Raw genomic sequence first — 18,679 nt, forward strand, 5'->3', positions numbered from 1 at the left:
TTGCCTATACTAGAAGTTCCCGAATTTGACTGTGCCAATTTGAGACTTTAGACTCTTTTGATTCATGCCGGACTAACATCCCGCTATGCACTTTCCCCCTTCTGAGTAACACAAATCCAAAATTCAACATCTTTTGACTGTTGCTTGGATTTAGTTTCTGGTCATAGTCAAAGGAAACGTATTGCATATCAAATTGCAATTATATGAGGTAAAACATCATGAAACGTCGATATTTAACTAGTATATTGAGCGTCATCGCTCTGATTGCTTGTAGTACATGTAGCGCCCATGCTGTTACATTTACCCCGCCGATCAACAATGGCTCTCCTAGTCAAGCAACGGGAGGAGCTTCTAGGGGTAATATGTTTACTCCTGCCGCTGGAAAGGGTGCGCCTCAACAAGCAACGGGAGGAGCTTCTCGCGGCAACCTGTTTACGCCTGCCGTTGGGAAGGGTGCGCCCCAACAAGCAACGGGAGGAGCTTCTCGCGGCAACCTGTTTACGCCTGCCGTTGGGAAGGGTGCGCCCCAACAAGCAACAGGAGGTGCTTCTCGCGTTGGTAATTACTACTTGAATTCATCAACTGTAAGTACAACAGAACCAGCAGCGCTAATCGCTCTCTTGCCTCAAAACTTCTATGGCACAACAGTGTCCGAGCGTCCCACAATACTGGTATATCTCCCAACTTCCAATGCCCAAGAAGCCGTATTCAGCCTCAAGGATGAAGCTGGCAATATGCAGTATCAGATGAACATTCCAGTTGCAGGGAAAACTGGGATAATCGCGATCAAATTACCAGCCAATGCACCCGCTTTAGTCGCTGGTAAAAACTATCAATGGTTTCTAGCGCTCAAACTAGATGGACAACTCAGCCCAAGTACGCCTTACGTCGATGGTTGGGTTCAGCGTATCCAGCCCAGTGCTGAGTTGGCAACTGCAATGCAAGAGCAAGATGCTTTGAAGCGAGCTACTGCTTTCGGTAAAAATGGTGTTTGGTATGACTGTGTGGCAACACTGGCAACGGCATACACCTCCCAACCTAGCAATGCAACCCTCCGCAAACAATGGGAAGAACTTCTATCTTCAGTAAGTTTAAAGGAAATTGTTAGAGCAAACTTATTAGCATCTACTAATTAATGCCAATTTAGGCATTGGGGATTGGGCATTGAAAAGAGGCAGAGGGGCGGGGTGCGGGGGGCGGAGGGGAAAACTCTTTTCTCTTGCTCCCTGCTTCCTGCGCCCTCATCCCCATTACCCCTTATCCCAGAGGGGGCCCCACCTTCCCCAGTCCCCAATCCCTAGTCCCCAATCCCCAATATGTGGCGAAGATTCCAGGCTTTTATCCAACGTACTCGTAGCGTTTTGATTATTACTCCCAGCGTTGCTTTAACGGTTATAGTTGGGCAATCGTTGGGACTTTTTAATTTACCGGAATGGAAAATTCGTGACGAATGGGTTCGTCAGCGATCTTCACAAGCGATGCCTATGGCGGGCTACGCCTACGCTGATGAGATTGTGATTGTTACAATCGATGAGCGCGATATCCAATCAGTACGTAAATGGCCGATTCCAGACTGGGCGCTGGCACAATTAATTGAAAAAATCCGATCGCAGCAACCCCGCGCCATTGGCTTGGATCTCTATCGAGATTTACCAGAAGGAAGCGGACATGAGCAACTTGTACAAGTCTTCCGCAACACTCCCAATTTAATCGGAGTTGAGAAAATTACCGGTGAACGCGTCAATCCTCCACCGGAATTGAAAAAAAAGGATCGGGTAGGATTAGCCGATTTGGTATTAGATGGCGATCGCTTTGTGCGTCGTGTGCTGCTCACCGCTGAAGATGCCAAAGAGCAAAACACCATTAAAGCCGGACTGGCAACCCTGGTAGCCCTGAAGTACCTCGAAGCTGAAAAAATTAGCTTAGAAAGCATTGATCCCAAAAAACAAAAGTTTCGGTTGGGTAAGGAAATTTACTTACCACTGCAAAATCAAGAAGCAGGTTATACCGATGCCGATTTAGGAGGCTATCAAATTCTGCTCAATTGGCATGGAACAGATGCAGCATTTCGGACAGTTGCGATGCGCGATGTGTTAGCAGGGAAAATTCCGGCAGATTTGATGCGCGATCGCATGGTATTTATTGGCTCAATCGCCTCCAGTACTAATGATTTCTTCAGCACACCCTTCTCTTCCTGGATCTCTACTCAAAAACCGACTCCAGGTGTGGTTGTTCATGCCAATATTGCTCATCAACTAGTACGAGGAGCAAAAACAGGAAAAGCCAGTTTGCACGGTGTGTCTGGCATTTCTGTATCACTCTGGATTGTTTTATCGTCTGTCATTGGTTCTACAGGCAGTTGGTTATTATCCAGTAGTAAGCTGCGGATTCCTGGTGGCAAAATTCTTTGGGCAACTGTAGGTATGAGTGGAGCCTATATATGGGGTGGCTATGGGATGTTTTTATATGGTGTTTTAATTCCAGTAACACCAACCTTAGCCGCCTTTCTCGGTAGTGTGATTGCAACAACTAATGCCTATAAACAGCGGAAGTTAGAAGAAACAAATCGCCAACTAGAAATTGCCAACAGTCAACTATTGGATTATTCCAAAACCCTAGAGACGAAAGTCGAAGAACGAACTCATGAATTAGTTGAGGCAAAGCTTGCTGCCGATGCTGCCAATCAAGCTAAGAGTGAGTTTCTTGCCAATATGAGCCACGAACTACGCACACCTCTCAATGGCATCCTTGGTTTTGCCCAGGTACTAGAAGGATCGCCAAACATGACAGCTAAAAACCTAGAAGGAGTCAGCATTATCTACCAATGCGGATCGCACCTTTTGATGCTGATCAATGACATTCTCGATCTCTCAAAGATAGAAGCGAGGAAATTGGATTTGGTTGTGACTAGTGTGCATCTGCCCAATTTCTTACATGGTGTAACTGAGATTTGTGGTATCCGCGCCCAACAGAAAGGGATTGGATTTCATGTTTTAATTAGCGATCGCCTACCACTCACCATTGAAGTTGATGAAAAACGTCTGCGGCAAGTATTAATTAACTTGCTGGGCAATGCGATCAAATTTACAGATAGCGGTAGCGTAACGTTTAAAGTAGAGGTACTGGGGGCTGGGGATGAGGGAACTGGGAAGAAGCAAGGGAGCAGGGAGCAGGGAGTAGGGAGCAAGAGAGAATTTTCCCCTCCGCCCCCCGCCCCCTGCCCCTCTGCCTCTTTCCAATCCCCAACCCCCATTATTCGTTTTCAGATTGAAGATACGGGTATTGGAATGTCACCAGACCAACTAGAGAAAATCTTTTTGCCCTTTGAGCAAGTTGGTGAAGCCGGACAGCGATCTGAAGGTACTGGTTTGGGATTGGCAATTAGCCAAAGAATTGCGGCATTGATGGGGAGTGAAATTCAGGTGCAGAGTCACCTGGGTGAAGGAAGTCTGTTTTGGCTAGATTTGACAGTATCAGTACCACTCGATGCCTACGACGGGCTAGGCATAAATAACTGGCAGGAAAAAGCGATGTCTACGACGGGCAACGCCTACGCCCCAACTCCCCAGAAAATTATCGGGATTCGGGGTAGTGCGCCTCAGATTCTCATTGTCGATGACGATCGCAACCACTGTTCTATATTAACCAGTCTGCTGGAAGAAATTGGCTGTCAAACCCTAGAAGCGACCGATGGCAAACATGGGTTACAGATGGCAATTGAACACAATCCAGATGTGATTTTGCTCGATTTAGCCATGCCCAATATGGATGGTTTTGAGCTAATGGTTCACCTGCAAGAAAATCTGCAAACTCGCTCTATTCCCATTATCGTCTCTAGTGCCAGCGTTTTTGAGGAAAATCGCCAGCGGAGTTTAGCGGCAGGGGCAACAGCATTCTTGCCCAAACCCCTCCAGATTGATGAACTACTTGATAGACTGCGATCGCTGTTGAAAGTGGAGTGGATATATGCCCAATCTTTATCTCAACCAAAAAGTGAGCAAATAACTGATAGTGAATGGGTTCTACCATCCCAGGAGGTTTTGCAACAACTCTATCATCTGGCAATGATGGGGGATATCTCAGCGATCGAAGAAATGTTGAAAGAACTAATTGAACAAAACACTCAGCTAGCCCCCTTCGCAGCAGAGTTAAGCAGACTTACTGCCAATTTCCAAACCGGAAAAATCCGTAAGTTCCTCAAATCATTTGTCACAACGGAGTCACATCCATGATCGCTGTTCCTCTCTCGAAACCCATACGTATTTTGTTGGTGGATGATAATCCAAACAATCTCAAGGTGCTATCTGAAGCGATTCAGGGGTGTGGCTGGAAAGCCCTCATGGCAACAGATGGAGAGTCTGCGATCGAACAAACAGCTTATGCTCATCCCGATCTCATTCTCTTGGATGTAATGATGGCAGGTATAGATGGATTTGAAACTTGTCGCAGGCTGAAAACTAATCCCATCACTCAGAATATTCCGGTGATTTTCATGACTGCCCTCTCTGATTCTACAGACAAGGTGGCGGGATTGGAAATTGGTGCAGTTGACTACATTACGAAACCTTTTCAACAAGAAGAAGTTATTGCCCGTTTAAAATTACACCTAAAAATTTCCCATCTCACTCGCACATTAGAAGAACGTGTGCAAGAACGCACCGCAGAATTAACTCAATCTCTACAACAGTTACAACAAACCCAACTACAAATGATCCAGAGTGAGAAAATGTCCACTCTTGGACAGTTGGTTGCAGGTATTGGTCATGAGATTAATAATCCCATTGGTTTTGTGAGCGGAAATTTATCCTATATTGAAGAATATGTAAATAATCTACTTCGTCTGGTGAACCTCCAACAGCAGAAGCGATCGCACCTAGACCCGGAAATTCAAGAGCTTGTTGAAGAAATCGACTTAGAATATCTGGCAGAGGATCTACCGAAACTACTGGCATCAATGCACCAGGGAATTACCCGGATTAAAGATATTAGCCTCTCCCTAAGAACTTTTGCTCGTGCAGATATTACATCTCAGGTGGAGTTTCAGATTCACGAAGGAATCGATAGCACTTTAATGCTGTTGAAACATCGACTCCAAGGTAAAGGCGATCGCACTAAAATCCAGGTCATAACACAATATGGTGAATTACCTCCAATCAGCTGCTATCCTGGACAACTGAACCAGGTATTTATGAATATCATCGCCAATGCCATTGATGCATTTGATGAACTCCATCAAAACCAGTCTGATCGAGAGATTGCTGGTTGCCCAAACATCATCACCATTACGACATCGGTTGATCCTCAGCAACAAACCGTCAAAATTTGTATCCAAGATAACGGCCCAGGTATGATTGATGAGGTGCAAACTCGAATTTTTGAGCAATCTTTCACAACTAAGCCCGTAGGAAAGGGAACCGGGCTAGGATTAGCGATCAGCTATCAAATTATTGTGGATAAACACAATGGACAATTCAACTGCTTATCAACACCTGGCGAGGGGACAAAGTTTATTATTACTTTGCCAATATTACCGAATAATGATGAATTTTGAATTATAAATTAATTATAAATTATTTTCTAACTAACTAATCCCTGGAAATTCTCACCGATGCAGAACAGCAGGAACTCAAAAAGATTTAGGATAATTTTGATAGATATCTGATAGCTGAAAGCTTTGTGAAGGTCAAAACCTACTCATTAGATTCTTCTTTGGAGTACAGCGATCGCCTTTTCGACAGCTAAGAATCTAATGAGACAGTGTGTTAGCGTAGCTCACTGTAAGTATCGCTAATGATCAAATCAATTACGACGGAAATTTCTCTTGCGTTGTTTGTGCCTTGCGACTTCTTTGCGCTTGTGTTTTTCCAAAGGCGTTTCAAAGTGACGATTCTTTCTCATGTCTGGAAAAATACCTGCTTTGGAAACTTCCCTCTTAAATCGACGCAAGGCTGACTCAATTCCTTCATTTTCACCCACAAATACTTGTGTCATTTTCATCTCCTACTTAATTGGTACTGGGCATAATTAAGAAAGGCAGGAGGCTTTGAAAGTGCTGAATGTTGAGTGCTGAGTAAAAATACCAATCCCTAGTCCCCAGTCCCCAGTTATTCTTTCATTCAAGGCTTTTGAAACTTGTTTCATGAGGACTGCTTTCTGCCTCCTGCTTCCTGCCTCCTCCACGCCATCCAGTAGACCGGAGTGCAAAAAGGGCAGATAATGATTCTGCCCTTAAGACGTTAAAACTTAATTTTTGATCTTAAAGCGATCTTCAAAGTTTAGTAGCGACTATTTCTGTTGTATCCACCGCCGCCACCACTGTTGCCGCGATTTCCACCACCAAAAGAACCACCTCTATCTTCTTTGGGTTTAGCCTTATTCACTTTAAGGTCACGTCCCATCCACTCAGCACCATCGAGAGCATCAATGGCAGCTGTTTCTTCTGCTTCTGTGCCCATCTCTACGAAAGCAAAGCCGCGTGGACGCCCTGTTTCGCGGTCAGTAGGTAACTGAACCCGTTTTACAGTACCGTGTTCGGCAAAAACAGAACTGAGGTCTTCTTGTGTGACCTCGTAGGATAGATTACCTACATAAATTGACATGCGTTATCTCCAAAATCATAGGTGTGTAGAGATTTAGATTTCGGAGACAAGCTTGTTAAGACCAAAAGGAAAAAGCCTGTCAATACTAAAAACAAACACTGCAACCGAATTTTATTCTCACATGATTACCTTAGCACATCATTTAGTTCTTACCCACCGTAGCTAAAGATTGGCAATTGGGACTGGGGATTGGGGATTTAGGATTTGGGGGCTGGGTATGGGGTCGGAAGAGTTACAGGTGTAGAGGAGGAAAGGGTTCAGAGAAGAGGAATTTTCGCTCTGCGTCCCTAGTCCCTCATAATATTAATTAGCAGAAATTCCCCAAATAATTGCAAAATAAATGCAGTTCGTCATTGTGACTACCTGGAAATGCCGACTACACTTGCTGACGCTCAAAATTTACTTTCTGACCTCATCGCCCGCTACAGTGGGCGTGTAGATTATCTAATGATTCGCCTTGAAGAAGCAGAAGGGACTGATATCTTGTTGCGTGGCGACAAGGTAGAAACTCTCAGTGAAGGCATCTCCATTGGTGGTCATATTCGCGCTTGTTATAAAGGCGGATGGGGGTTAAGCTGCTTTAACCAACTGGCGACAATCCAAGATCGGATTGAAGAAGCGATCGCAGCTGCGCGGATGGTTGGTGATGAAGAAACTTTACTTGCACCCATTGACCCGGTGCAAGCAGTATGCATTCTCCCTCTAAAAGGTTCAGATCCCCGAAATATCCCACTTTCACAAAAAAAACAGTTGTGCGATCGCTATGCCCAATTGCTCAAAAGTGTTGATCGGCGGATTACTACTACTTCAGTACGTTACGGTGATAGCGCCCAAAAAGTGATCATCGCTACCTCAGAAGGTACTTTGATCGAGCAATCTTGGGTGGATATGGAAATGCGCTTTGCCGCCACCGCCAGAAATGGCGAAACTGTGCAAACGGGACGAGAAACTACTGGCTCTCGCAAAGCTTACGAAGATTTAACTGATTTGGATGAACAGGTAAAAGGTGCAGCTCAAAGAGCGATCGCTGCTTTATCTCTGCCATCGGTGAAAGGCAATACTTACACCGTAGTCATTGACCCAATTCTCACAGGTTTATTCGTCCACGAAGCCTTTGGACATCTTTCTGAGGCTGATATGGCTTACGAAAACCCCGATCTGCTGGAAGTTATGACCATCGGACGGCGGTTTGGCCCAGAAGAACTCCAAATTTTTGATGGCGCGGCTCCAGAGGGACATCGCGGTAGCTATTTTTACGACGATGAGGGCACACCTGCTACTACTACTCAACTAATAAAAGATGGGGTTTTAGTTGGACGTTTACATTCTCGTGAAACTGCTGGCAAATTGGAGGAAGCGCCTACGGGTAACGCTCGCTGTCTCAACTATCACTTTACTCCTATTGTGCGGATGACAAATACCTGGATTGAACGGGGTAAAACACCAGTTGCAGATTTATTTACTGATATCAAAGAAGGAGTGTATGCCCGTAATTGGTTAGGTGGGATGACGAATGGGGAAATGTTTACCTTTAGCGCTGGGGAAGCATGGATGATTAGGAACGGCAAAATTGCTGAACCAGTGCGGGATGTAACGCTTTCAGGAAACGTATTCCAAACGTTAGCAGATATTGAGGCTCTTGGTGATGATTTTTACTGGGATGAATCCGGCGGTTGTGGTAAGGGAGGACAAAACGGCTTATCGGTAGGTTGTGGTGGCCCTAGTCTCCGAATTCGAGATGTAGTGGTTGGTGGGGAAACGTGAACTATCTGCCGCGATACCCAAAATACTGGGTATCGCAGTAAAGTTACGGCAATTAGTAAAAAAATCAAACCGCTTCGCTACCGAGCGTCTCCGTCTCCGTCTCCGCTTCTGAATTCTTCTTCAATATTTTTCCAGAGTCCGAAACAGATGAAACAACTAGCAACCGAATCACCATCCACCTGGCGTTTCGTCCCAATGCTTCAGACATCAGGAGCAGTGCAAATGGCGATCGATGCTTGGTTGTTCAACCAATATGAAAAGGGGCAGCATCCGCCTACCCTGCGTTTTTATACCTGGTGTCCTTATGCTCTCTCTTTGGGACATCTGCAAAAACAATGGCCTCCCCAGTGGCATAATCTAATCTACCAAGGACAGACACTCGATCTAGTTCGTCGTCCAACAGGAGGTAGAGCTGTTCTCCACCAAGGAGACTTAAGCTACACCCTAATTACCTCAGCTAGTACTGGAAAAAGCTGGGGTAATTATGAAAAAATTTGTAACTTTTTAATCCAAGGCTGGCAAAGCTTGGGTATTGAGTTAAATTATGGTTCTGCTGGACGGGGTTACATTCACAATCCCAGTTGCTTCAATACAGCAACCGCAGCTGACTTAGTTACTGCCGATGGAAGTAAATTTATTGGTAGTGCCCAACGCAAGGGAAGAAATACCATTCTTCAGCACGGCTCGATGATTTTATCTACAGACAAAGGTTTATTTGAGGAAATCTTTGAACAACCTGCTCCGTGGAATACCTCACTTTGCAATACACAGGAAGAGGATGGCTGGATTGCAAAGATTGTGGAGACATTGACAGAGAAGGCAAAACAGTACTTTGGCATAGAACTAGTTACCCAACCATTCACCGATCTCGAATGGCAGGATATCCTCAAATTGCGATCGCTTTATGAAGTGCGTTAATGTATCTCACCGCAGGTATCCCCTATTCCGAAACTTGAGGTTATGTAAGAAACACGTAGAAAGCCAAAGTTTTTTTTGGAGTAATCACACCATTGAGAGCGATTGCAGATGAGGACATTGAATCAGAGCAAGATTAAATATCCTGCCAGTGTAGAAAGATGCTACTAATAAATTTACAACTTGAAGCAGGTATTATTTACAATCAAACTCCCAGAAAGATAACTGTTAGAATGCATCCCGATGCATTGGCATTGTAAGGGAACGCATTAACAATGCATCCCGACGCATTGGCATTGTAAGGAAACGCATTAACAATGCATCCCGATGCATTGGCATTGTAAGGAAACGCATTAACAATGCAGCCCGACGCATTAGCATTGTAAGGAAACGCATTAACAATGCAGCCCGACGCATTAGCATTGCAAGAAATTGCCAAATTTAATTCGCTACGAATTAATGAAATGCTGTACTTAACAAGCCAAAGTAAGCAATGGAACCTAAAACTTGAGCTTACTGAGCTTAGTGAAACCCCAAAACAAGCCCGAAAGCTGGCAAAAATAGTGTGATTGACATAGAGATATCAAGCAGCGATTGGGAAAGGAAACTACTACCTTGAATTGGGTATAACCCGTATGCTCTATGGCTTCAAGTCACTTTTCTAGATTTTATAATATAAGTAAGACATAAAAATAACGCTTCAACTATATGAAAATACTCTCATCAGAGCTAGTGCATTTGGGATTTGGTAAATATGTGCGTTCTGACCAAGTGACAGCAGTTATACCAATAGAAGAGGAGCGAGGCCCAGGGCGACGAACCTTTGTTCACGTTCAAGGGCAAAACGATCCAATTATTGCCTCTCGTGCTGAAGATACCATCGTGCGTGATTTAGTACAGGAACCACGCGAAGTTACCCAAGCCCGTCAGCAGCAGGAAATTCTTCAAGATTTATTGGTAAATTTAAGTAATGTTAATTCGACTGTGCGCCGAATTAACCGTGATGAAGGCAGTTTGGATCTTGATTTGTTAGAACGACGAATTAAGCAAGTCCTGGAAAATTAATTGCAGAAATCAGCAAACTTTCATAACGGAGAACAATATTGCTGAATACCATTACAGACCAAGTTTCAGTATCAGATACACAAACAAGATTACCAAGGTTGTGGATACCTGAACGGGTACTGTTTACACCTGCTGCCCTAGATGAAGATTGGGGGCAGCAGATTCTTAAACGTGTGCAGTCACTCAACTTACCAATAGAAGAACTATCACAAAACCGCTTGAAGGGTCTGCGCGGTGAATCTGAGCGGGATACTTACGACATCGCCAAACGTACCTTAGCGGTGGTTACTGCACCACCCAGTTCTTTTAAACTGAGTCCGATCCCACCTTCTGCGGATTGGCAGTTTCACCTTGCCGAAGGTTGTCCCGCTCACTGTCAATACTGCTACTTAGCGGGTAGCTTATCGGGGCCACCTGTCATCCGCGCTTTTGCAAACTTACCGCAGATATTAGAGAACTTAGCTAACTACGAGCAACAGGGGAAAACCACGAGTTTTGAAGTTAGCTGTTACACAGATCCATTGGGTATTGAGCATTTAACTGGAAGTCTTGCTGAATGTATCCGTTACTTTGGCACTCGTACCAATGCACATCTACGTTGGGTATCGAAGTTTGATGCTGTGAATGGGTTACTCGACTTACCACACAATGGGCATACTCGCTGTCGGATGAGTGTTAATGCCGCACCGATTTCTGGTAAGTTTGAAGGTGGCACGGCATCCGTAGCATCTAGACTGAATGCATTGCGACGGTTGGCGCTACCACAAGAGCGCGGCGGTGGCGGTTATCCAATAGGCTTGGTGATCGCGCCAATTATGCCGATAGATGATTGGCAGATGTACTATAGTCGTTTGTTTGACCAGATAAACGAGGCACTGGATTTTGACTGTAACCTTACCTTTGAGTTAATCTCGCATCGGTTCACACCTGGGTCAAAAGAAGTATTACAAACTTGGTATCCGCAATCAAAATTAGAGATGGATGAGGCAAAACGTAGCGTCAAGCGTAATAAGTTTGGTGGGACGAAATACGTTTACGAGAAGGATACAATGAAGGCGTTGCGTAGCTTTTTTGAGAGTGAGATTAGTAGGCGCTTTCCAAATGCTGAAATTCTTTATTGGACTTAGAAGAATACTTCGCTCATATAGAGTTTGAGCAAATTAATTATTGGGTTAGAGAGCGATCGCAAATATATCAATCGCTCTCTTTTCAGGTTGCTCAGGTGCGTTAGGCTAAAGCCGTAACACATCCTACTTAAGATTTACAAACTTTTTTACCTCTCGCGTGGGTTTGGCTACAACCACCCAAAGCGAGATAATTTGAGCAGACGACAGGTGGCGTTATACATTAATAAGTGTATCTGCAATACCGGACTTGTTCTGGCTTAGTTTCAATAGCAAAGGTTTGGAGATGTTTACTTTATCAGAAACTTCTATCCTGGCGGCAATCCTACTGGTAGCTTTAGGCATTTTGGGCTGGGGCTTTTATCGTGCTAGACCTTTTGGTAAGCTGGGAATCTTAGCCTGGTTACAGTCGGTGGTGTTGATGACTCCCTGGCTCCTGTTTTTTGGATTGTTTGCCGCAGGGATTTACATTAATATAGCGGGTATATTGTTCCTGGTGGTGACATCCGCGGGATTGTACGTTTATTTGGGTAGACAGTTACGCGCCGCTGGGCAAGATGACATCCTCAAGCAACGCGCAACCGAAAGACTCGCCGCCGCTTCCTCACTTGCAGCAAATTCCCCACAACTAGCAGTCACAGAACTGAAAGCGGAAATCCCGCCAATAGCTGAAGATGACTTGAATGCAATTAAAGGTATTTTCGGTATCGATACATTTTTTGCCACAGAAACGATCGCTTACCAAGATGGAGCCATTTTTAAAGGCAATTTGCGGGGAGAACCAGAAGAGACTCACAACCGTCTAACTGCAAGTTTACAGCAACGCCTTGGCGATCGCTATCGTCTGTTTTTAGTGGAAAACACAGACGATAGACCCGTGATAATTGTCCTACCCAGTCGCAACGATCCCAAGCCGATGTTGCGATCGCAAAAAGCTTTTGCAGGTATTCTGTTGATAGCGACCATTGCCACAAGTTTAGAAGCTGCGGGATTACTGCTGAATTTTGATTTTTTTGGCAATCCAGGGCGGTTTCAAGAAGCTTTACCCATAGGCGCTGGAATATTTTCGATTTTAGTAGCTCACGAAATTGGTCATTGGTTACTTGCACAGCGTCACCAAATTCGCCTTAGCTGGCCATTCTTTCTACCCGCAGTGCAAATTGGCTCTTTTGGTGCAATTACCCGCTTTGAATCTTTGTTGCCCAATCGCAAGGTATTATTTGATATTGCCTTGGCAGGGCCAGCCGCAGGTGGTATTGTCTCTTTGTTAATGCTGGTGACGGGCTTGCTGCTTTCCCATCCAGGTAGTTTATTTCAATTGCCCAATCAGTTTTTCCAAGGGTCGATTTTGGTGGGAAGTTTGGCGCGAGTTGTCCTTGGTTCGGCGTTGCAGTCACCCCTAGTAAGCGTTCATCCTCTAGTGGTGATTGGTTGGCTGGGGTTAGTAATTACCGCTTTGAACTTAATGCCCGCCGGACAACTAGATGGTGGACGCATTGTTCAGGCGATTTATGGACGCAAAACCGCAGGACGAGCAACGGTAGCAACTTTAATTTTACTGGCGCTAGTGTCTCTCGGTAATATGATTGCTATGTACTGGGCGATCGTGATTTTCTTCTTGCAACGAGATCAAGAACGCCCTAGCTTGAATGAAGTCACTGAACCGGATGATGCTAGAGCCGCTTTGGGGCTTTTAGCTTTATTCTTGATGATTACCACGCTTCTACCCCTAACTCCGGGCTTGGCTGGGCGTTTGGGAATAGGATAGAGAGTTAGGAGTTAGGAGTTAGGAGTTTAAAGAACTCTGTCTATCTCCCTACTCCCCACATTTCTACGGTTTCCAGCCTGCTAGTAAATTCGGGTAAGTTGTTGGTGTAGGGAAGATTTTTTGGAAGGCAGCTTGACGCTCTTGAGGCTTTTCTTTGCTGATGTTCCAGAGGGATTCATAGAAAAAGAAGGAGACTCCGGCGAAATTGCGATCGCGGATTTTTTGCACTTGTGTCTGAATCTGCTGTATCGGTACGGATTTGTTTTTCAATCCAGCTAAAATACCCACACTCACCGGAATATGGCTCTTGGCTGTTTTCACTTCTGGATACTCTAATTCACTAACAAAAACATTCAAGTCATCACGATATATCTGCAAAACTAAGTCTTCAATAATTCCTAGCCGTTCCCATTTTTGCCAGTCTGCTAAAAAGAATTCGTAGGAAAAACGTTGAGGATTAGGAGCAACAGAAACGAGGCAATCTTTTTTAGTGGCTTTGATGGTTTTGAAAACCCGTTTCATAAACTCGGTGATTTTGTTAGCTCTCCAACGCACCCATTCTGGATCTTTAAAGTTTTTGGAGGGAGCTTTACCACGGTGTTCTTTTTTGTAAAGTGCTACTGTATAAGCATCGTATCCTAATTCTGATGGTAAGCCAAAATGGTCATCAAGTTGAATACCATCAATATTGTAGTTTCTAACAATTTCAACGATTAAATCTTGAATAAACTGTTGTACTTCTGGGCGAAAGGGATTTAGCCAAACGCGATTATCATTCCCATCTTTGACAATCCGAGTTCCATCGCGGCGACTGGTGAGCCATTGAGGACGATTTTTAGCTAGTAGAGAATCTGCTGGTGCCATAAAGCCAAATTCAAACCAGGGAATTACTGTTAACCCTTTTTGATGTCCTACATCGACAATTTCTTTGAGGATATCTCGCCCTTGCAGTCCAGGTGCGGGATCGAGCGATCGCCCGATAACTTTGGCTGCAACTTTGCTAGGATACAATGTATATCCCCAATTCCACACCGCCGGATAGATGGTGTTAAAATTGAGTTCATCAAGGCGTTGCAAAGATCCCTTGAGGCGATCGCGCTCAAATAAGACATCACTATCAATATTTGTTAACCACACTCCCCTTAACTCAGATGCGGGCGTTGGTGGTAGATTAATTTGAGCCTTCAAGGGGAATGATAGCATCAGCGTACTTACCACACCCAAGGCAAGCATCACGACAAACAAAAGAGACTTTCTGCTTTGGCGAATATTCCACCAAGAAGGAAACTCAACACACCACTTTACAAACCTTTTCATCATTGGGTTACAGACATCATCAACTTATGAACAATTAGCATGAATAGCGATCGTTTCGATTGTAAGCGCTAAAACAATCGCCTTTTTGGTCTGGGTTGTGAATATCTCCAAAATACAGTGCTTTTCAAGTAATTGAAGTAAGCTGTTGCGTCTGCAAATTGCATCACAAGCATGATTAGGCAAAACCTGTAAATCCTCTCCCTTGCTCCCCTGCCGCCTCAATGTGCAAACTATAATCACAACAGCTTACACCACTCTCTACTCCCTACTTCCCGTTCTGGTAATCAACCCCCTAGATTGCTCCACCAGACGAATAAACTCATCTCGATAACCCTCCTGGTCTTCGCCCTTCCCTTGAGTTGCCAATTTCATCACCAAATCATAATTAGCATTCCCCTTATACTCAGAGTCACGCAAAACCATCCCAAAGGTAGCAACCGCAGCAGCAAATCTCAGGTTTGTAGAGGGTATCTGGTCGGCTCTCAAATCATCATCTTGGATGGTTTGGGTAATTAATTGACTGGTGCTATCCTGGGGCAACTTATAGCGTAGTTTTACTTGCATCAACTCATTGCCGACAGCATTCGAGGCAGTTTCACCAGAACGCTGATATCGCAAGGGGTCTACCTCTGGCAACTTCACATCGCTCTTTGTACCAGTAGGAATGATTTCATAAAGTGCTGTCACGGAATGACCAGCCCCAATATCCCCTGCATCTTTCTTATCGTCATTGAAATCTTGGTTTTGCAGCAAGCGGTTTTCGTAGCCAATCAAACGATATACCTGAACTTTCGCCGGATTAAATTCCACCTGAATTTTCACATCTTTGGCAATGGTAAACAGAGTTCCCCTCAAATCGTTAACTAAAACCTTTTTGGCTTCCAGTAGGGTATCAATGTAAGCGTAATTGCCGTTACCCTTATCAGCCAATTGCTCCATTTTTCCGTCCTTATAGTTCCCAGTGCCAAATCCCAACACCGTCAGGAAAATTCCCTGGTCTCGCTTCTGTTCAATTAATCGCGTCAAGTCGGCATCACTGGAAACCCCGACGTTAAAATCTCCATCGGTAGCTAAAATTACTCTGTTATTGCCAGATTTGAGGAAGTTTTGTTTGGCTATCTTGTAAGCTAGTTCAATACCCTGTCCGCCAGCAGTGGAACCTCCAGCCTCCAAGCGGTCAATAGCCGCCAGAATTTTTGATTTCTGACTACCTGGAGTCGCAGGTAACACTAATCCAGCATTCCCAGCATAAACTACCAAACTTACCCGATCTTCAGGGCGCAGTTTATTCACCAGCAATTTCAAGGATTGCTGCACCAAGGGCAATTTGTTGGGTTCAGCCATAGAACCGGAGACATCAATCAGAAATACTAGGTTGCTGGGTGGTAAAGTTTCGCTCTCTAAGCGTTTACCTTGCAAACCTACCAGTACCATCTTATGTTGAGGATTCCAGGGAGTAGCAGCAACTTCAGTGGTTACAGAAAAAGGGCGTTCGCCTTTTGGTTGAGGATAATTGTAGGTAAAATAATTGATCAATTCCTCAATTCGCACTGCATCCTTGGGTGGTAATTCCCCTTGAGTAATAAACCGTCGCACGTTGCTATAAGATGCTGTATCGACATCAATAGAAAAGGTGGAAAGTGGGTCATTACCGACGCGATGAAAGGGATTATCCTCGATTCTGTTGTAGTTTTCTGTATTAAATTTGCTATCTGTTTCAGCTTGGGGTGCAACCCTTCCAATACTACTACCAGCTTGGAGTTTAGGGCTTGCGGGGCGGTTAACTAGTTGATCCTGCACAGATGCCCTAGATGGAATACTACGGGGTAGAACTGTGGGTAAGGGTTGAGTCTTTCGGGTAGACTCAGCTAGAGTACGTTCTCTGGTAGTCTGAGTTAGAGTGGTAAGATTACGAGCATCCAATTCATTTATCGAACTTCTGAGGATTGCTAACTCCGGCGCGAATTCAGACTGCAAGCGTTGCAGAGTTTTCATATCTGCTTGGATAACTATCTTGGGATCGGTCGTTGTTAGCTCATTGATGCGATTTAGACAGTCATTCAAGACTGTGGCAAACTCAGTTCGAGTTATGGGAAGAGTGCCAAAGTTTTGGACGGAAACGACACAACTATACTGTTTTACCAATCCCTGAAGTGCTTGGTAGTCAGGGTGATTGGGCAGAATGGTAGAACTGGGAGGAGTTTGATTGACTGGAACCGCAACCGTAGCAGACTGACGTAAAATCGCAATTCCTATTGATGGTATTAATAATAACAGTGCAACAATACTGACTCGCTGCCACATTTTGGACGGAATCGGGTAAGACATGGCTGAATCCTCACACTAAATTTGTTTGTCACATTTGAAGTTTCTACTTATTTAGAATAGTCTTGAGCAGCCTGAGATTTTATAACCGTTGCAGTTTTGGTAACTGTAAGTGATACAAAACTAAGCATTTCTGTCTAGCATCAGGAAATATAGCGGTTCTCGTTTGGATGCAGGGCACAGCAATGCTGTGCCCCTACAAATGGTCTGTATTCTATGCAATAACCGCTAAATAACAGTGCTTCTTAATATCAGTTCAATAATCTGGATCAAGCAATTACTTAGTCGTTCAATTGCAGAACACTCAATAGTTTTTCCGCTCAAGCTAGTGGCATAACAAGAGCAAATATTTGCCTACCCCATACATATCGAACTAAACGAGGACATTACTACCAATCACCAAATTTGTCGCGGTGAAATTATTCAAAGTTGTCAAAGTACTTAAAGCATCAGCACCACCATTGGCATCAACCTGAACTCTAGTAGAAGTACCCGATTGCACAAACCGCAAATAGCCATCGCTAATGGGATTGCTGCCACCGTAGCCCAAACTCTTGAATAGGTCAGTCAAAACTAACTTATCATCATTCTTGTTAAAATCGGTTATTGCATCACCAGTAGTCCCCTTATCGCTGAAGGCTTGGTAAACAAACTGGTCATTACCGCTACCGCCAGTCAGGCTATCATTGTCAGCACCACCAATGAGGATGTCATTACCGCTACCGCCAATTAAGGTATCATTCCCAGCAGCACCACGCAGTAGGTCATTGCCACTCTTGCCGTCGATGCGGTCATTACCTCCTTGACCGTTAATCACATCAGCGGAGTTGTCAAAGCCGTTGACATTGTTATTCAAGTTGTTGAGAAAGTTAACTGAGTTCTGGTTCAAGAGGTTGCTTTGAGTAGAGTTGACATCAAAGACATCAAAACTATCTTGAATAGTGGTTTGTCCATTAAAGAGGATGTTACCTAAATCAACGCTGGCTCCGGTAGATTTCCGCAGATTATCCAGGTTTTCCAAGGCAAAGTTTTGCAGGATTACCTTTGGACTATTGGCGATGTTTTCAAAGGAGACTTCCAGATTGCTACCATTCTTAGTCAGCAGCAGATTTTGAGCAGTTAAGCCAGCCCCTTGGAATTTCAGAGTATCATTGCCTGAACCACCTTGAAGGTTGAGCGGATTAATCGTTAAGTTGACGGTAGCTGTATTACTAATGGCACCGGAATTATCTTTGATGTTGTAGGTAAAGCTGTCGGCACCGGAGAAGTCTAGATTAGCTGAATAGCTGAAGGTTCCATCAGCATTTTGTATAACTGATGTACCACTGAGGTTATCGTTATTACTAGTACCGTTAAGGGTTGTGCCAACTGCTACCGTTACTATCCCCAAGTCAGTGCCACCGTTGCCATCGCTGACGGTATATTTAAAGCTGCCATTACCATTACTGAAACCTGTGGTCGGAGTAAAGACTACATTGCCACTGTTATTTAAGGTGACAGTACCATTAACAGCGTTACTCACAGCAGTGATGCTCAAAGTGCCGCCGTCTACATCAGTATCGTTAGCTAACAGGTCAGCAGCTAGCAGAGTCAAAGGTGTATTTTGATTGGCGCTGGCAGAGTCATTACCGGCAACGGGTGCATCGTTAACGGGAGTTACTGTTAGGTTAAAGGGACTTCCAGAAAATAAACTATTCCATTAGCAATAATGATAATCATTTTAAGGGGGGGATGAAGGGGCTGCCGTCGGCAGCCCCTTCATCCCCTTTTGTAGTAATTTGAATAATGATTGAGTTTTTGAG

The 18,679-nt window shown here is 44.4% G+C and carries 13 protein-coding genes and 1 pseudogene; 8 read left to right on the forward strand and 6 right to left on the reverse strand.

Translation table 11 applies throughout. The annotated features are described in order from the left end of the window. Positions 1-218 precede the first annotated feature (218 nt). The 3 genes from HWQ39_RS28660 (at position 219) to HWQ39_RS28670 (ending at position 5,551) form a co-directional block, all read left to right on the forward strand. Positions 219-1,136: a DUF928 domain-containing protein gene (locus HWQ39_RS28660; protein ID WP_292853023.1), complete on the forward strand. Its 918-nt coding sequence runs from the start codon at positions 219-221 to the stop codon at positions 1,134-1,136. Between the two features lie 180 nt (positions 1,137-1,316). Continuing rightward, positions 1,317-4,232, forward strand: a complete 2,916-nt coding sequence (locus tag HWQ39_RS28665; RefSeq protein WP_292853026.1) for a CHASE2 domain-containing protein — start codon at positions 1,317-1,319, stop codon at positions 4,230-4,232. Continuing rightward, entirely contained in the window at positions 4,229-5,551 is a 1,323-nt protein-coding gene (locus tag HWQ39_RS28670) for a response regulator (protein ID WP_292853029.1), read from the forward strand. The genes HWQ39_RS28665 and HWQ39_RS28670 overlap by 4 nt, the downstream gene beginning before the upstream one ends. Positions 5,552-5,799: 248 nt before the next feature. On the opposite strand, the gene rpsU is transcribed toward HWQ39_RS28670, so the two are convergent. Both rpsU and HWQ39_RS28680 read right to left on the reverse strand, forming a co-directional pair. Next, a complete protein-coding gene (gene rpsU / locus HWQ39_RS28675) occupies positions 5,800-5,991 on the reverse strand; it encodes a 30S ribosomal protein S21 (protein WP_069073774.1) in 192 nt (63 codons plus the stop codon). A 284-nt stretch (positions 5,992-6,275) separates the two neighbouring features. Beyond that, the gene (locus HWQ39_RS28680; protein WP_292853032.1) at positions 6,276-6,599 is read right to left on the reverse strand and encodes an RNA-binding protein; all 324 of its coding nucleotides are present in this window, start codon (positions 6,597-6,599) and stop codon (positions 6,276-6,278) included. 369 nt (positions 6,600-6,968) lie between these two features. On the opposite strand from HWQ39_RS28680, the gene HWQ39_RS28685 reads away from it, so the two are divergent. From HWQ39_RS28685 to HWQ39_RS28705, 5 genes are all read left to right on the forward strand, one after another. Next, positions 6,969-8,363: a TldD/PmbA family protein gene (locus HWQ39_RS28685; RefSeq protein ID WP_292853035.1), complete on the forward strand. Its 1,395-nt coding sequence runs from the start codon at positions 6,969-6,971 to the stop codon at positions 8,361-8,363. Between the two features lie 147 nt (positions 8,364-8,510). Beyond that, complete coding sequence (locus HWQ39_RS28690) at positions 8,511-9,281, forward strand: biotin/lipoate A/B protein ligase family protein (RefSeq protein ID WP_292853038.1); 771 nt, start codon at positions 8,511-8,513, stop codon at positions 9,279-9,281. Between the two features lie 705 nt (positions 9,282-9,986). Further along, complete coding sequence (locus HWQ39_RS28695) at positions 9,987-10,343, forward strand: hypothetical protein (protein ID WP_292853041.1); 357 nt, start codon at positions 9,987-9,989, stop codon at positions 10,341-10,343. Between the two features lie 104 nt (positions 10,344-10,447). Beyond that, positions 10,448-11,470 (forward strand): spore photoproduct lyase family protein, encoded by a 1,023-nt coding sequence (locus tag HWQ39_RS28700; RefSeq protein ID WP_292853048.1) that lies wholly within the window; start codon positions 10,448-10,450, stop codon positions 11,468-11,470. Between the two features lie 283 nt (positions 11,471-11,753). Further along, a complete protein-coding gene (locus HWQ39_RS28705) occupies positions 11,754-13,235 on the forward strand; it encodes a site-2 protease family protein (protein WP_292853043.1) in 1,482 nt (493 codons plus the stop codon). 63 nt (positions 13,236-13,298) lie between these two features. Here HWQ39_RS28705 and HWQ39_RS28710 read toward each other — a convergent pair whose 3' ends face one another. The 4 genes and pseudogenes from HWQ39_RS28710 to HWQ39_RS28725 all read right to left on the reverse strand — a co-directional run. Further along, on the reverse strand, positions 13,299-14,552 hold the full coding sequence (locus tag HWQ39_RS28710) for a glycoside hydrolase family 10 protein (RefSeq protein WP_292853050.1): 1,254 nt from the start codon (positions 14,550-14,552) through the stop codon (positions 13,299-13,301). Positions 14,553-14,810: 258 nt separating this feature from the next. Continuing rightward, positions 14,811-16,880: a VWA domain-containing protein gene (locus HWQ39_RS28715; RefSeq protein WP_292853046.1), complete on the reverse strand. Its 2,070-nt coding sequence runs from the start codon at positions 16,878-16,880 to the stop codon at positions 14,811-14,813. 370 nt (positions 16,881-17,250) lie between these two features. Then, positions 17,251-17,694 (reverse strand): type I secretion C-terminal target domain-containing protein, encoded by a 444-nt coding sequence (locus tag HWQ39_RS28720; RefSeq protein ID WP_292853052.1) that lies wholly within the window; start codon positions 17,692-17,694, stop codon positions 17,251-17,253. Between the two features lie 348 nt (positions 17,695-18,042). After that, a pseudogene (locus HWQ39_RS28725) lies at positions 18,043-18,537 on the reverse strand (cadherin-like domain-containing protein); the annotation flags it as partial. Between the last annotated feature and the right edge of the window lie 142 nt (positions 18,538-18,679).

Origin of the sequence: Nostoc sp. NMS8 (assembly GCF_017115045.1) — a bacterium.
Lineage (GTDB): Bacteria > Cyanobacteriota > Cyanobacteriia > Cyanobacteriales > Nostocaceae > Nostoc.